Source organism: Brenneria roseae subsp. americana, from assembly GCF_003115815.1.
Lineage (GTDB): Bacteria > Pseudomonadota > Gammaproteobacteria > Enterobacterales > Enterobacteriaceae > Brenneria > Brenneria roseae.
Genome location: NZ_QDKJ01000005.1, coordinates 17,115 through 33,625, shown reverse-complemented (window position 1 = coordinate 33,625; position 16,511 = coordinate 17,115). Strand labels below are relative to the sequence as shown.

At 52.9% G+C, this 16,511-nt stretch carries 13 protein-coding genes; 3 read left to right on the top strand and 10 right to left on the bottom strand.

Annotated features, from left to right (window positions below; all coding sequences use genetic code 11):
• Positions 1 to 2: 2 nt before the first annotated feature.
• Positions 3 to 923: a p-hydroxybenzoic acid efflux pump subunit AaeA gene (gene aaeA / locus B4923_RS07595; RefSeq protein WP_425428604.1), complete on the bottom strand. Its 921-nt coding sequence runs from the start codon at positions 921 to 923 to the stop codon at positions 3 to 5.
• 35 nt (positions 924 to 958) lie between these two features.
• A complete protein-coding gene (gene aaeX / locus B4923_RS07590; protein WP_109053754.1) occupies positions 959 to 1,162 on the bottom strand; it encodes a p-hydroxybenzoic acid efflux pump operon protein AaeX in 204 nt (67 codons plus the stop codon).
• A gap of 354 nt (positions 1,163 to 1,516) precedes the next feature.
• Between aaeX and aaeR the strand changes: the two genes are divergently transcribed.
• The 3 genes from aaeR to B4923_RS07575 all read left to right on the top strand — a co-directional run bounded on the left by aaeR (position 1,517) and on the right by B4923_RS07575 (position 3,549).
• Positions 1,517 to 2,452, top strand: a complete 936-nt coding sequence (aaeR, locus tag B4923_RS07585) for an HTH-type transcriptional activator AaeR (protein ID WP_109053753.1) — start codon at positions 1,517 to 1,519, stop codon at positions 2,450 to 2,452.
• Between the two features lie 197 nt (positions 2,453 to 2,649).
• A complete protein-coding gene (locus B4923_RS07580; RefSeq protein ID WP_109053752.1) occupies positions 2,650 to 2,946 on the top strand; it encodes a hypothetical protein in 297 nt (98 codons plus the stop codon).
• Between the two features lie 9 nt (positions 2,947 to 2,955).
• Positions 2,956 to 3,549, top strand: coding sequence for a hypothetical protein (locus B4923_RS07575; protein ID WP_109053751.1), 594 nt, complete (start codon positions 2,956 to 2,958; stop codon positions 3,547 to 3,549).
• A 63-nt stretch (positions 3,550 to 3,612) separates the two neighbouring features.
• Here B4923_RS07575 and tldD read toward each other — a convergent pair whose 3' ends face one another.
• From tldD to csrD, 8 genes are all read right to left on the bottom strand, one after another.
• Positions 3,613 to 5,058: a metalloprotease TldD gene (gene tldD / locus B4923_RS07570; RefSeq protein ID WP_109053750.1), complete on the bottom strand. Its 1,446-nt coding sequence runs from the start codon at positions 5,056 to 5,058 to the stop codon at positions 3,613 to 3,615.
• A gap of 45 nt (positions 5,059 to 5,103) precedes the next feature.
• The gene (gene yhdP, locus B4923_RS07565; RefSeq protein WP_109053749.1) at positions 5,104 to 8,928 is read right to left on the bottom strand and encodes an AsmA2 domain-containing protein YhdP; all 3,825 of its coding nucleotides are present in this window, start codon (positions 8,926 to 8,928) and stop codon (positions 5,104 to 5,106) included.
• A 57-nt stretch (positions 8,929 to 8,985) separates the two neighbouring features.
• Positions 8,986 to 10,455 carry a ribonuclease G gene (gene rng / locus B4923_RS07560; RefSeq protein ID WP_109053748.1) on the bottom strand — a complete coding sequence of 490 codons (1,470 nt, stop codon included), beginning with the start codon at positions 10,453 to 10,455 and terminating at the stop codon, positions 8,986 to 8,988.
• Positions 10,445 to 11,038 (bottom strand): Maf family protein, encoded by a 594-nt coding sequence (locus tag B4923_RS07555; protein WP_109053747.1) that lies wholly within the window; start codon positions 11,036 to 11,038, stop codon positions 10,445 to 10,447. Before B4923_RS07555 ends, rng begins: the two co-directional genes overlap by 11 nt.
• 10 nt (positions 11,039 to 11,048) lie before the next feature.
• Positions 11,049 to 11,537 (bottom strand): rod shape-determining protein MreD, encoded by a 489-nt coding sequence (gene mreD / locus B4923_RS07550; RefSeq protein WP_109053746.1) that lies wholly within the window; start codon positions 11,535 to 11,537, stop codon positions 11,049 to 11,051.
• Positions 11,534 to 12,499: a rod shape-determining protein MreC gene (mreC, locus tag B4923_RS07545; protein ID WP_109053745.1), complete on the bottom strand. Its 966-nt coding sequence runs from the start codon at positions 12,497 to 12,499 to the stop codon at positions 11,534 to 11,536. Before mreC ends, mreD begins: the two co-directional genes overlap by 4 nt.
• 324 nt (positions 12,500 to 12,823) lie before the next feature.
• Entirely contained in the window at positions 12,824 to 13,867 is a 1,044-nt protein-coding gene (gene mreB / locus B4923_RS07540) for a rod shape-determining protein MreB (RefSeq protein WP_009114770.1), read from the bottom strand.
• A 318-nt stretch (positions 13,868 to 14,185) separates the two neighbouring features.
• A complete protein-coding gene (csrD, locus tag B4923_RS07535; RefSeq protein WP_109053744.1) occupies positions 14,186 to 16,123 on the bottom strand; it encodes an RNase E specificity factor CsrD in 1,938 nt (645 codons plus the stop codon).
• Between the last annotated feature and the right edge of the window lie 388 nt (positions 16,124 to 16,511).

Sequence of the window (16,511 nt, the reverse complement as noted above, 5' to 3'; positions counted from 1 at the left end):
TATCAGCCGAACTCACGCAGGCGATATAACAAGCGAATCAGCGGCGACGGCTTTTTATCATTGTTGACCTGCTCGCCGGTAATGACGACGGTAGCGGTAGTGCCGGCCGGATACAGTTCGCCCATTTGGCGATCCAGCTTGATTTTCACGGGTACGCGCTGTGCCAGACGCACCCACTCCAGGTTGGAATCAACCGTTGCCAGACCTTTACTGTCAACGCTGCTACTGCTGTTGTTCACCCCGGCAGCCACACTGTCTACCGTGCCGTAGAAGATACGCTCACTGCCAAGAGGCGTAATTTCAGCCCGATATCCACGGCGTATCCTTTCCAGCTTGGTTTCTTCCATGTAAGCCAGCAGGTAGAATGAATCTTCCTTCACCAGCGCCACGGCGGTTGAACCGCGGGTAATAAACTCCCCGGTCTGCACATTCAGGTTGGTTACCCAGCCATCGGCGGGCGCGCGCACCACCGTGCGTTCCAGATCCAACTTTGCCAGCGCCAGTACCGCCTGAGCTTTGGCAAGCTGGTGTGTCGCCGTTTCCAGCGCATTGCCCGACTGGTCGATATCCTCCTGCGACATCGCCTGAATGCCCAAACGCGCCCGGCGCCCCGCTTCCCGTTTTTTCTCCACCGCCAGCGCCTGATAATAGGCCACATCGGCTTCCGCCTGCGCCAGCGCTTCACGATAGCGGGGTTGATCCACCACGAACAACACATCACCCTGCTTCACCAACTGGTTGTCTGTCACCCGCACATCGGTGAGCAACCCGCTAACATCGGGGGCGATAGCCACCACATCCGCGGTAAATTTCGCATCACGCGTCCAGGGCGATTCGGTATAAAACGCCCAGATACGAAATACCGCCACAACGGCGAATAACACCACGGCCAGCGTGATAACCACACGACCCAGTTTTTTCATGAGCGTGGCGATAAAGAAAGATTTCACAAAGAACCTCAAAGACCGTAACGGAACAGCAGATAGAACAGGCAGCAGAATAATGCGGTATTAAACAACGCGGGATGCCAGACAAAATCATAAATGCCCGTCGGCTGCAACAGCCGGTTCACAACGAAAAATAACGTCAGTGAAACCAGCAAGACAAAGAAGACCGGCGGGAACGACAGGCCGAACAACACCATAACCGGGAGTGAACTCATCCTCTTTTCCTTATGTTTCATTAGGTATAACGAGCCGGAATGACACGTTACCGTGATTAATTCATGACCAACCGACCAGCGCGTGGCGCATCAGCAGCAAAGGCGTCCCACAGGCTCCATAGCCGATAGGCCAACATGGCATTAAACTGAGACATGTACATGGCGATTGCAGATGCTGACTGCTGATTCGATAAGCGATATTAAATCAGCGTTTTTTACGCTACGGTGATAACAATGAATGACTGAAGGTTTTATATGACCCGTCCGGAATCACCGGATAGGCTATATTATGGATGTTTATTATTATGTTATCTACATAGTGTGATCTAAATCACTTTTAAGCCAGAGTTAATAATGGAACGATTAAAAAGCATGTCGATATTCGCCAGAGTGGTGCAGTGCGGCTCCTTTACCGCCGCCGCACGCCAGCTCCAGATGAGCGTTTCCGCCGTCAGCCAGACCGTCACCAAGCTTGAAGACGCATTGCGGATCAAACTGCTTAACCGCAGTACACGCAGTATTGGTCTGACCGAAGCGGGGAAAATCTATTACCACGGTTGCCGCCGCATGCTGCAAGAAGCCCATGAGGTACATGAGCAGCTTTACGCCTTCAACAGTACCCCCACCGGCACATTACGCATCGGCAGTTCGTCCACCATGGCGCAGAACGTTCTGTCCGTCATGACCGCCGATATGCTGAAAGAATATCCGGGGCTTTCCGTTAATCTGGTCACGGGGATTCCCGCACCTGATTTAATCGCCGATGGTCTGGATATTGTCATTCGGGTTGGCGCGTTACAGGATTCAAGCCTGTTCTCCAAACGACTGGGATCGATGCCCATGGTGGTCTGTGCCGCCAAAAGCTACCTGGCACAGCACGGCACGCCGGAAAAACCGGCCGACGTGGTGAACTTTTCCTGGCTGGAATATAGCATGCGCCCAGATAGTGAATTCGAACTGATTGCTCCTGAAGGCATTTCTACCCGGCTGGCTCCGCAGGGTCGTTTTGTCACTAACGATCCGCAGACGCTGGTGCGCTGGTTAAAAGCCGGGGCAGGAATTGCCTATGTTCCCCTGATGTGGGTGGTTGAAGAAATCCAGCGTGGCGAAATGGAAATTCTGTTCAGCCGTTACCACTCCGATCCCCGCCCGGTGTATGCGTTATATACCCGCAAAGACCATCTGCCGCTGAAAGTGCAGGTCTGTATCAATTACTTGATTGAGTATTTCAAGCAGGTCGCCCTGACGTATCAGGGATATCGTCAGAATAGTGAGGAAGATAAAAAGTAAATTTTGCGAAGCGTTTCCGCCTTTCCCAACTTAGCGCTCTCGCTATGTCAGACAGTGCGTTATATCTCTTTCCTCCTGCGACTTACAAACGTGTACCGGTCCCCAACACGCGGAAACCGACGCGATGCCATCACAGGCAGGGTCAGTAAAATCACCTTTGGAAAAGTACGATACATGACGTACAATTGGATAATAATATGGGATTCAGGGATGCAAAAAAACAGGTTATTGGCTGTTTACGAACGGGCAATGTGCTACATGAAGCCAGAGGCAGCATCAGTGCCAAGAATTTGCTGGCAACGGGACAGGTAACGCTTGAGGATGTTATTGATATTATTAACCGGACTGATGGTTCATCCTACACCTGCTCCCCGCACCATTTCGCTTCACACATTGATGTCCACATCATCAGGGTCAATCACCGCTGTATACCGTGGTATATCAAATGGTATTTCACCGAACCGAATTGCGTTTTTATCAGCGTTCATCATTAAGGCTATGGCATGAAAATTTTCAAAGTGGGCGATACGCAGACCGTGTTATGCAACCTCTGCCGGTCATGTGAAAATGTTACGTTTCAGCTCAAAGATGTGCCGTTTAGCGATGGCACTGGAATAGTGAAGCAAGTGCTGGTGGGGGTATGCGATCAATGTGGAAACGTCGCGGTCGTTCCTCATCAATCCACGCCAATGATCAAAAAAGCACTGGATGTACAGCGTAAATCGCTGGAAAGCCGCGTCCCTGCACACATGATCGATATTCTTAACCTGGCCAGCAGCGAATTAGGCGGCGCGCCTGATTTCGTCCCCAGCCTGATAAAATATTACCTGCACAGTCTGGCAGCCGACCAAGAGGCCGCACAGGATATCCCACGTTTGTTGCAAAGCGATTTGGCGCAGGGGAAATCCGAGAAGCGACTCTCGCTTAAAGGCAGGCATGTCATTCAGAATATTGATACGCTAAAAATATCCACAAAAATTACCAGTACGACCGCGCTGCTCAAGGGCATTGTCCTGAAGATCAATGATGATGTTCTGGTACAACGTAACCCAGCACACATCAGGCGGTTGAAATCGATTATCGCCGCCATTTCCTGAATTAAAAAACCGCGTCAGCAAGCACGCGGTTTTTCAAAAATGCAGTGTGGGAACCGCGTTTAATTACGCCGTACCACCGACCGTCAGACTTCCCAGCTTCAGCGTCGGCTGGCCAACGCCAACGGGCAGGCTTTGCCCCTCTTTGCCGCACACGCCCACCCCTTTATCCAGCGCCAGATCGTTACCCACCATGGAGATCTGCTGCATGGCTTCAATACCGGAACCGATCAGCGTGGCGCCCTTCACCGGCGTGGTCACGCGGCCCTTTTCAATCAGGTAAGCTTCTGACGTTGAGAACACGAACTTGCCAGAGGTGATATCCACCTGACCGCCACCAAAATTCGGCGCGTATAGGCCGTATTCAACGCTGGCGATAATCTCTTCCGGCGTTGACTGACCCGCCAGCATATAGGTGTTGGTCATACGCGGCATAGGCAAGTGTGCATAAGATTCACGGCGTCCATTACCCGTCGGGGCAACGCCCATCAGACGAGCATTCAGTTTATCCTGCATATAACCTTTCAGAATTCCATTTTCGATCAGCACGTTATACTGGCCCGGCACCCCTTCGTCATCCATAGCCAACGAGCCCCGACGTCCTGTCAGCGTACCGTCATCCACCACCGTACAAAGCTCGGACGCCACCAGCTTGCCCATCTGGCCGCTGAATACCGAGGTTCCACGGCGGTTAAAATCGCCTTCCAGACCGTGCCCAACCGCCTCGTGCAGCAACACGCCCGGCCAGCCCGCGCCCAGCACAACAGGCATTGAGCCCGCAGGCGCAGCAATCGCCGACAGGTTAACCAGCGCCATACGCACCGCCTCTTTCGCCCAGGCTTCCACACGAGATTCACCGTCTAGCGTTTCCCAGAAATAGTGATAGCCGCTGCGCGAACCACCGCCGCTGGCGCCACGCTCACGTTTACCGTCCGCCTCAACCAGCACGCTGATCGACAGGCGCACCAGAGGGCGAACATCAGCAGCCAACGTACCGTCAGTCGCCGCCACCAGCACCAGTTCATACACGCCAGTCAAACTGGCCGTCACTTCCTGCACTCTGGCATCAGCAGCGCGAGCGACCGCATCCGCACGCTGCAACAGGGCAATTTTCTCTTCGCGGGTCAGGCTATCAAGCGGGTTAAGCTGTGGGTAAAGCGCAGAATGCGGCACTTCTCCCAGCGTGTGCGCCTGACCATTGCCTTGCTCGCGCACAATGCTGCGTGCCGCCTGCGCACTTTGATGCAACGCATTCAGCGTAATCTGATCGGCATAGGCAAACCCCGTTTTTTCACCATCGATCGCGCGAATGCCTACGCCCTGATCGATATGGTAGGAGCCATCCTTGATGATACGGTCTTCCAACACCCATGACTCGTGGTAGCTCGACTGAAAATAAAGGTCGGCATAATCCAGGCGACGTTCATTTAATAATCCCAGTACGGAAGAAAGGTCATTAAGGTTCAATTTGTTAGCGGTGAGTAATTGCTCACTGACAAACGACAGACTCATATTTTTTTCACTCTTTATTAGATGAAATCGGGTGAACGAACTGCGCTATTCGCCCTTCTTCTTACTTGGCTCACGCAGGACTTCCTGAATCTTCGGCTGATCGATGCTACCGGAAATGTGGTAACGAATCAGCGAAATCTTGTTCCACAGCGGCGCCAGCACCTTACTGGCCGCAAAAACTGCCGCACCGATCACCGGGTTAACGACAAATGCCGTGGCGACCCCCACCGTGGCAGAAATTTCTGGCGCAATCACCGCATCGATATTGACCTGACGCTGTACCAAATCGACATCACCTTTCATGGCGATGTCCGCTTCCAGCCCATCAATCAACATATCGTCGGTATGCAGAACGCCATCCTTAATCCACGCCGTACTACGGATACCATCGAAATAAAAACCGCTGCCAAACGTATCGCTGAAATCAAACCGCAGCTTACGCAGTAAAGCATCGAAACTGACCAGACGCAGCAGTTGCCCGGCCTGACCCGTCCCCATTTCGGCGATTTCCCCCTTTCCTATCCGCGCATGCAGAATACCGCTCAGACTGGCAATGTCCGGCGCCCAGGGAGTGCCACGCCAGTAAAGATCGTAGTCAACATCAAACGCCCCGGCGCGCAACGGTGTATTAATGCCGAACCAGTCGGCATTTTGCTCCAGGCTGTCGCCAGTCAAGCGTCCTTTCAGTGCGGTACGGACCCCCTCGGCGTTATCCTGCCAGCTACCGTTTACCGTCAGCCGCGCCTTCCCGGTATCAATAACGCCGTCACTCAGGGTCAGTCTGTCTTTCTCAGGCTGTAGCGTTCCCTGAACGCGGCCAAAGTTTTGTCCGACAATCCAGCACTGACGACAATTGAGCTGCAACGCAGGCCAATCCTGAAAGCTGATGCTGGGATCGTTCAGCGGCGATTTCTTCTCGGCCAGCGCAATCGGATTGGTCGCTTCATCACCTTTCCATTGAGGATTGTAGTAGAGATAGCGGATATCACTACGCCAGATACCGCGATGCGGAATATCGAGCGTGGCGTCAATTTCGCGTCCCTGAGCCTGCACTTCGTTACCGTTCAGACTATTTCTACTGATAATCGACAAATCATGCCACTGCTGTCCCAGCAATTGCAGTTCTGGCGTGCGCAATGTGACTTCCGTCGGGAAGCGAAAACGGCTGCCTGCGCCATTGCCACTCAGCGATGAACGCAATGATGGCAACAAGCCAAGCCAGCTTTCGCCATCCAGTGCAGGCAGATCGAGCACCAGCGCCGAACTTTCCGGCAATGGCGGCACCGTATCGGCGTTAGTTTTCCAACTGCCACGCGCCAGAGTGACAGCATTCCCCTTCAGTAACCACTGACTGTTAAACCGGTTTCCCTCACCAACGTGACCATTCAGCACAAACCCGTTCAGATCGCCTTTCGCCTTGACCTGCAACGGCAAACGCTCCCCGGACGCCTTATTTAAAGGAGCAGGTAAGTGACTACTCACTTTCTCTAGTTCAGCATCAATATCTACGCTATACGTCGTTTTTCCCTTATGGGGCAAACTGACGGCGACCGTACTTTTCCAGTCCGCCGCCCCGGCGACCTGACTGACAAGCGGCTTCGGCATGCCCGGCACGCGGGAGGGTTGCCACGCCCCCTGCAACCCGACATTCACCAGAAATGCATTTGCCTGCTCTTCCGTCGTGAAATTCACCTGCATGGGCTGATCCAACCAATTGGCATTCAACGTTTCACTGCGCAAGTTGCCGTTGTCATAATGGAAGCGCCCCGTGAGGTTATTTATCGTTGCCGCCAGTGGTTTGATGTACAGACTGTTATTATTCAATACGATATCGCCGCTGGCGTGCACATTCGCGCCATCCAGCGGAATATCAAGGTGCAAGGAACCTTTCACGGGGCCGGCAATTTTCAGTTCTTCCAGCGCGGCGCCCACCGATGATTTAAGTGGCGTCTGCTGAAAATAATTACCGATTTCCGGTCCCGCGCCTTCCAGTTCGCCATCAATCAGTAATCTCTCTTTTTTATAATCCGGAATAACCGCGCTGATGTTCTTGCCTTCCACCTTGCCCAGCCAGGTTTGTGGAGCAAACATCCACAGACCGTTATTAGCGAAATCAAGGTTGATGTCCAACTGCGTCAGGGCAGGCCAACCGGGTTCAAACTCAAACACCGCATTTTTGACCGGCGCCCAGACTTCAAATTGTCCTTCGTTATGTTCGTAGGGGAAATGCTGCGGATTACCGGCAAAAATCAACGTACCATTGTCCACCCGCCCGCTCTTAAGCGCATTGCTCAGGTAATTCACCAGTTCTTTGCCCATAAAAGGCTCAGGGTAATAGCGCCACGCATCAGCCGCATCGGTCAGGCGAATCCCGGCCAGAATATCCAGTCTGGGCTCACCTTTTTCAGGATGTTGATAGCGAAAATCGCCATTAACCCATAGCGATTGGGCCTGAACATCCAATCCGTGGCTCCACAGTTCCCAGCCCTGCGGGTTATAACGCCAGTGAATTCCCCCCTTGACCTGATTGATTTCCAACGGTGCGCGGAACATTTCCTCATAAGGCAACGTGCTCTTGGCCAGATCAATATTCAGTTGCCCTTGTTCGGCACTGCCGCTGACCGAGCCAGAAAAATGATTCGTTCCCGGCAGCCGTTCCCACTGCCGCCAGCTGACATCCTGCCAACTGCTCTGAAAACGGGTTCTTTCCGGTTGTTGCAGAGGGATATCCAATGCCAGCGTCGTGAGCTTACCTTTCGGTTGCAGTGATTCCCAACGCGTTTTCAAGTCGGGTGTGGTGGTAGACAGCAGGGGCAGCAGCGAGCCAAGACGCTCCAGTTCCAGATTCCCGGCCCGAATACGCAATTCCTCCTGACGATCCGGCCCCAGCATCGATTCATCCTTCGGCAACCATAGCGCCGATAATTGCCCGGTCGGCCACGCAACGCCATCTGTCGCAGCGTTCAACACCGGCACATCCAACTGCCAGCCATTTTCCTGACGACTGACATGCAACACCATGTCATCAATATTCAGACGGTGCCCGTTTTCGCCTTCCTTCCAGGTTGCCGTACCCTGATTCAGGAACACATCTCCGCTGTGAATGCTGCCGTCACGCACATTCAGCCAGGCGGCCAGACTGAAATCCGCACTTTCCAGCCCGGTATTACTCTTCAGCCAGCGGCTAAGCCAGGGCTTCATATCAATATCATCGGCCTGCAGATACAGCGTACCGTTATTAAGCAACCCCTGATTATCCCGCAGATCCATTTTCATCTGCACCACGCCATGCTGACCGGTAAAACTCGACAGGCTGATCAGCCCTTCGGCACGGTGGCGATTATCCTGGTTCAGCCAGGTCAGTTGAGGGATGCTCAGCTCCGCACGAGCTCCGGATGGCGTAAGAAAAGAGACGGTGCTATCACGCAGATCAAAATGATCGAACTGACGCAGGAAAAGATCGTTCAATTTTTCCGATTCCATCAGCCCGCCATCCCGACGCTGTCCGTTCAGTGTCGTATTGAGCGCCAGGCGGGATTGATAAAAGGTGAGATCGCGGAACTGCCAGCGTCCGTGCAGCAGAGATTGCCACACATCCAGCGCCAGCGTGATGCGTTTAACCTGCCAGTCGGATTCCGGCAGCGAGGTACGAAAATTGTCAATTTCCAGCGTAGGGCCAAACGATTCCCAGCGCCCTTTTAGCGATCCGAGCTCCAGCGGAACCCCAGAGACAGACTGTGCCCATGCCACCAGCTGTGGCCGGAAGTGATCGAGCTGTGGCAGCACCAATCTTAAACCGCTGACTAACAGCGCAACAATCACAATAAGAGTGGCGCCCGTGACGAATAATATTCCGGGCAGTCGCCTCACGTATTTCTCCTTGTTTTCATCGCTGACGACGGGGGCACGAACTTATATCATCGCGATTTACATCATTACGACATCAAACTGTTCCTGACTATACAGGGGTTCAATCTGTACTTTGACCTGCTTGCCGACGAAAATTTCCACCTCGGCCAGCGCGTGTGATTCTTCACTTTTCAGCGCTTCCCCTACCGCAGGTGAGGCATAAACCAGGAAACGATCGGTATCATAAGCATGGTGCACGCGCACAATCTCGCGCATGATTTCATAGCAGACCGTTTCGACGGTTTTCACCGTACCGCGTCCATGACAGGTCGGGCATTCATGACACAGGACATGCTCTATACTCTCACGGGTGCGCTTACGCGTCATCTCCACTAATCCTAGTTGGGAGAAACCATTAATACTGGTTTTTACCCGATCTTTACTCAGCGCCTGCTCCAGAGAATGCAATACGCGCCGGCGGTGATCCTCATTGTTCATATCGATGAAGTCGATAATGATGATGCCGCCGAGGTTACGCAGACGCAGCTGCCGGGCAATCGCCTGAGTGGCTTCGATATTGGTGTTAAAAATGGTCTCATCAAGATTGCGATGGCCGACAAAAGCCCCGGTATTGATATCGATGGTCGTCATCGCTTCGGTCTGATCGATGATCAGATAGCCACCGGACTTCAACTCGACTTTTCTATCCAATGAGCGCTGAATTTCGTTTTCCACATCGAACAGATCGAAAATCGGCTGTTTGCCCGCGTAATGCTCCAGTTTGCTGGTCATTTCCGGAATATATTCGGCAGTAAATTCCAGCAGCGCATCATAGGTCAGCCTGGAATCGATGCGGATGCGATCCAACGCCGCGCCGGCGAAATCGCGCAGAATACGCTGCGCCAGCGCCACTTCGCCGTAGAGCTTGCATTTGGTCTGGTTGCGTTTTTTACGCTCCATCACCTTGCCCCACAGGCGCTTCAGAAAAGCCGCGTCCTGAGAAAGCTCTTCTTCGCCAATACCTTCCGCCGCCGTGCGGATAATAAAACCGCCCTGATCGTCACAGTAATCCGCGACCGTTTTCTTTAAACGCTCGCGTTCAGCTTCACTTTCGATACGTTGCGAAACGCCAACGTGTGAAGCCCCCGGCATAAAAACCAGGTAGCGGGATGGCAACGTGATATCCGTCGTCAGACGAGCCCCTTTGGTGCCCAGCGGATCTTTTACCACCTGAACCATCAGGTCCTGTCCTTGACGGACCAGTTCGGCAATATCACGAACGTGGAAGTTCTTCTGTTCGTCACCGGCGACACATTCAGTGTGCGGCATGATATCGGAGGCATGCAAAAAGGCGGCCTTATCCAGACCAATATCGACAAACGCCGCCTGCATGCCCGGTAATACCCGGCTCACCCGGCCTTTGTAAATATTGCCGACAATGCCGCGTTTGGCTTCACGCTCAATATGAATTTCCTGCAGGATACCGCCATCAATATAGGCAACCCGCGTTTCTGAAGGTGTGACGTTTACCAGTAACTCAGCAGTCATGTTTTCCTCTTGCCTGTCGCAGCGCAGCAAAATTACTGAACAGCTCATGTGTTTCCACCAGCGGTAAACCTACCACCGCGTGATAGCTCCCGTTGAGCGACCGAACAAAGCATCCGCCTTTGCCCTGAATGCCATAAGCCCCGGCTTTATCCATCGGCTCGCCGTTAACAATGTAAGTTTCAATATCCCGGCGGGAAAGCGTACGAAACACGACGTCGGTCTTGACCAGCGTACTCAGGCTGTCGTCTCTGTCGGCCAATGCCACCGCCGTCATGACCTGATGTTGTTGTCCGGAAAGCATCGCCAGCATATGTGCCGCGTGTCTGCCATCCCGGGGTTTTTCCAATACCTGTCCGTTCAATACCACAATCGTATCCGCCCCCAGCACCGGCAAATCGGCAGGCGCCGCAAGCACCCCGGCAGACGCTTTTTCATGCGCCAGTCGGCGAACATAGGCTTCAGCCGTTTCATCAGGCAAACGCTGTTCTTCCACCGCGATATTCAGCACGGAAAAAGGAATGTCGAGCAGGGACAACAGTTCCCTGCGGCGAGGCGAAGCGGATGCCAGATAAAGCTGAGTCATGATTAACCTTTTATTGCACGGTAAACTGACGACGTATTTTCCGCATCAGCAGGAACAACCACGGCCACAGTACACCGTCAACCACGCTATTCCAGAAAGTTTCAGGCCGAAACGAGATGTTAATCACCAGGAATTCAGCCCAGAATACAATCAAATCCATCAACAGCGACAGCAGCATGACAATCAACGCCTGCTGCCATAATGCCATATTCCTGAAAAGCTGAAATTTAAATGCCACCAGGTAAGCAACAATACTGAGCGCCAGCGCACGTACGCCAAGAGTAGACCCTAAAATCAGATCCATAATGATGCCGAGCACAAATCCGGTACCGACATTAACCCGATGCGGCAACGCCATCACCCAGTAGATCAGAAATAACGTCAGCCAGGAAGGACGATAAACATAGATTTCATCCGGCCACGGCATAATCTGCAATACCATGGCGATTAAAAACGAGAGCCAGATAATCCAGTTGCCGTGTCTGCGATAGCGGTTCATTGACGGCCTCCCGGCGATGTCGTAACGGGAGGCGGCGGCCCCATTTCATCGGGAGCAGGTAATACCTGCGGCATCATCTGCATCAGCCGTTCATTGGCGACCCGATGAACCTCTTCCGGTGGCAACACGGTATTGGTATTTCTGTCCACGCCCCATAACAACAACAGATAACGCAGGCGCTGCAAGCCCGCGGTCGGACGCGCCTGAATAATCGTATAAGCGCGCTGGGTATCAATTTTAACTGACGACACCACGGCGACCGGATACCCCTCGGGGAAACGCCCGCCCAATCCAGACGTGACCAGAACATCGCCAACGCGAATGTCGGTATTATTGGGCAAATGCTCCAGTTGCAGGTCGTCTGTACAGCTATTTCCCGCGGCAATCACGCGGATATCATTGCGCAGCACCTGAATCGGCAACGCATGGGAAACATCACAAATCAGCAGAATCCGGCTGGTAAACTGCCCAACCGCCACCACCTGACCGACCACGCCTTTGTCGCTGATGACCGGCTGGCCTTCATATACGCCGTTTACCCGACCTTTATCGATCACCATCTGATCGCTATAAGGATCGGTGCCGGCGGAAATCACCTGCGTCACCATTTTCTGCTCGTCCTGACGCAGCGGCGATCCCAGCAACTCACGAAGACGGGCATTCTCCTGCTTGAATTGCCCTAACAGCAGCAGATCGCTGTTTTTCATCAGCAATTCCTGACGCAGCGCGGTATTTTCGATCCCCAGCTGTTCACGGGTTGCCAATGATGCCGAGACGTTATCCAGCACTTCACGCGGGCCATTTGCCAGAAAATAAAACGGACTGACCGCAGTATCCATGTACGTTCTGATTTTAGTGAACGTGCCAAGCCGACTGTCAGCAATAATCACAGAAATCGCGGTGACGACAGCAAGAAAAAGTCGTAACTGCAGGGAAGGTCCCCTGCTAAAAATCGGCTTCATAAAATTCGTGTATTCCTCGACAACAATAAAAAATCGCCAAGAGCGATTTTTAACAACGCAAAGCGTTGGCCCGCAGGGCGAGTCGCACGGATGAGACGAGTCAAAAATCGCCAGAAGCGATTTTCAACGTGGCAACGCAAAGGCCCGGAGGATAGCAGGCAGGGAAAACCCAATTATACGCAACCGTCAGGAGACGATGTTGTATAACGCAACGCGTTGTTCCGCAGGGCGAGTCTTATGCATGCCCATACGAAAAAAGGGGTAACCGTGCGGGATGAAAAACGCACACGTTCATCCATACGGTCCCCCTTTTTCCCAGCCAGATTATTCTTCGCTGAACAAATCGCCACCGTGCATGTCGATCATTTCCAGCGCTTTACCACCGCCGCGCGCGACACAGGTCAGCGGATCTTCGGCCACAACGACCGGAATACCCGTTTCTTCCATCAGCAGACGATCGAGGTTGCGCAATAGTGCGCCGCCGCCAGTCAACACCATACCACGTTCAGATATATCGGAAGCCAGTTCCGGCGGACACTGTTCCAACGCCACCATCACCGCGCTAACGATCCCCGTCAGCGGTTCCTGTAATGCTTCCAGAATCTCATTAGAGTTCAGGTTAAAGCCACGCGGCACCCCTTCAGCCAGGTTACGACCGCGGACTTCAATTTCAAGCACTTCATCACCCGGATATGCCGAACCGATCTCATGCTTGATGCGTTCAGCCGTGGCTTCACCAATCAGTGAACCGTAATTACGGCGAACATAGTTGATAATCGCTTCATCGAAGCGGTCGCCACCAATACGCACGGAAGAGGAATACACCACCCCGTTCAGGGAGATCACGGCCACTTCCGTCGTACCGCCACCGATATCCACAACCATGGAACCCGTGGCTTCAGAAACAGGCAGGCCCGCGCCAATCGCGGCTGCCATCGGCTCTTCAATCAAAAAGACTTCACGCGCCCCGGCACCCTGTGCAGATTCTCGAATCGCACGACGCTCCACCTGCGTGGCGCCAACCGGCACGCACACCAGCACTCGCGGGCTTGGGCGCATAAAGCTATTGCTGTGCACTTGCTTGATAAAATGTTGCAGCATTTTTTCAGTCACAAAGAAGTCGGCAATCACGCCGTCCTTCATCGGACGAATAGCCGCGATATTACCAGGCGTTCGACCCAGCATTTGTTTAGCGTCATGACCGACAGCGGCGACGCTTTTCGGAGATCCAGCACGGTCCTGACGAATAGCGACCACTGAAGGTTCATTCAGTACGATGCCCTGCCCTTTAACATAAATCAGGGTATTGGCGGTACCCAGGTCGATGGACAAGTCGTTGGAAAACATGCCACGAAATTTCTTAAACATAACTAAAGGATAATCCTGCAAGCTGGGGGCGAAAAATAAATCCGCCTACTTTACCAACCACACGAAGCAGCGACAAGGCACGAAAACGCTCTGCTCCGGTGAAAAAAGTCTGTGTTGTACCGTTCGGCTTTCAAAAGGAACCCGCACACAGCGGTCTTTCCTCCAGGCGGCGAGGTAGACTATCGCGTTCCGCCCGACAGAATAGTACGAACACAGGACATAAAAGCTAACATTTAATCGGATTGCCGCTAACGTAAGCACATACTAACCCATTCGACAACCGACTCATTCTACGTCAATTTGACCAGGACTTTTACACTAAACACGATAGCGAGGTGAATATTTTTTCAACTCATCCCCCACCGGAAGCGAAGCAGCAAAAAAATCCCCCTGTCCGCCATACACGCCCTTCTCCAATAACGTGCGCCACTCTTCTTTAGTACGAACGCCTGCGGCAAAAACCGTCGTCTGAGTACCTTTACAGGCTTCCGTCAGACTTTGTACGAATAACTGATTTTCCGGACGACGTTCAAGACTGCGCACCAGTCCCGGATGGAGCTTAATCATTTCCACCGACAATGACTTGATATAAGTCGTACTGACCAGCGTTAACCCAGCCTGGGTCACCGCAAGACGGCAGCCCAGGCCCAGCACAAGATCCAGAATCGGGCGCAGACGGCCGATATATTGACAAACATCCGCCTCTGCAAGTTCAAATAAAATGCGCTGCCGCTGTTTTTTCGGACATTGCATCAGCGTTTCCCGCAGCCATCGGATAAATGGCTTTTGCAGCAGCGAGTCAACACTTACCGGCATCGCCAGCGTTTCTTCAGGCCAGCCTGCCGATAACGCAAGAATGCGGGAGATAAGCTGCCGATCGTAACTGGCGGTCAAACCCAGTTGCTGAACTATTGGCATATATTCCGCGGCCAGCAGTTCCTGAGTACCATCGTAGATACGGCTCATCATTTCACGGTGATGTACGATCCCCTCCCGGGTGACCGCCGGTTTCTGATACAGCCTCGGGCCGCCTCTTGCCAGCGTCAGCTCCAGCAGCGTTCGCCATTTCACACTGCCCCGGCCTTTATCCGGCACCTGTCGGTCAAACACGCACCAGCCGTTTCCTCCCTGCAATACCGCGTTACGGGTCGCGTCTTCGACACTTTCCATTACCTGTTCCGGGCTTTGTCCGCTGCGATAAGCACAAATCCCGATATGCAGGATATCTTCACGATCAATCAGCGGGGTCGCGGGCAGAATATCAATGGCTTTAACTAACTGAGCGGCAATATTATCGGCTTCTTTCAGGGTGCGGTGCGGCAATAATACCGTAAAATCATTATTGAAATAACGCGCCAGTAATGCCGAGGGATAGCGCATGACAAAGGTCGACAGCAAATTCACCAACGTATTGCGGTATTCCTGGATCACACCGTTATAACCATGCGTTTCCTGTAATGTTTCAAAATCAGGCACCCGGATCATCATGACAATACCGTGGGTACCGACATCTTCAATGTCTTCCAGTTGAGTTGTCAGCTGATTGTCAAAAAACAGGCGATTGTTCAGGCCCGTTTCCGCATCCTGAGCCGCAAAGGCGCGGATTAATGTATCAACGCGGCTGCGTTCTTCACGCGCGGCGGTTAAATCAGACAGCAGTTGGTCGATCGCGCCGCTGGCGTTTACCGGCCATTCCCTTACAGAACCATGCATCACCGACTCTCGTTCGCCATTCAGAATTCGCAGGGCCCGTTCTTCCAGCTCCTCCTGTCCGGCGGTTTGGTGGCGCAGCCATTGAATAGACAAATAAAGAACCAGCACCATTAAGCCAATGGCCAGAATCACCGACAGCGTCGACATCAGAAAACGCGGGGCGCCAATCAGAGGATCGAGATAAGTGACAACCACCACCAGATCCAGATGGTGCATCAAATCAAGTTGAGTATCGCTATAGAGATAACTGCGGACATCCCCGGCTTCAGGCAGCTGCACCGAATACAAAACCGAATTCGCATCCATAATCTCTAACGCGACGATACCGGCCGTTTTCATCATGGCCGGTAGCCAGAATTTGATGTTCTCGGGCGATTGCACTAAAAGTGCCTGATCGATGCTGGCGGCGACTTCTCTTAACTGTTGTGAAGTTCGCTGCTGGCTATAATAGAAGAGGCTAAAGATACTGCTGGAAAGCATCAGAAAAATCGCCAGTGCCGTCAGCAGCGTCATGAGTATGGAGAACCTGGTCGTAAATCCCATCCCTGCGTCCTATTTCCGGATAAATGTCGTTTCTGCGCGTGTTCTATTTTTATCGGTTCGCTTTATACCCAATAGATTTCAAGATGCGGGCCGACGCCAACCGAATGCATCCCTGTCCGGCGCAGATTGGAACGCTGCCTGCGATGATCCCAAAGGGTGAGACCCAAAGAGAAACCGAGTCATAACGCCTGCTCACCTGCAACCTGACGGATATACTACCTGTTACAAATATAGTCGTTAAATAATTCCACATCTTTTTTATCCTGCGCCGCGTTCATGGATGGATATTGCTCCGGAACAGACGCGGCCCGCGTCGCCCGCAAACGCCCGATCACGCAATCAGGTGGGTTGTTACACCCTGCAAAGAAGTATTTCGTTTGCCCGCGCG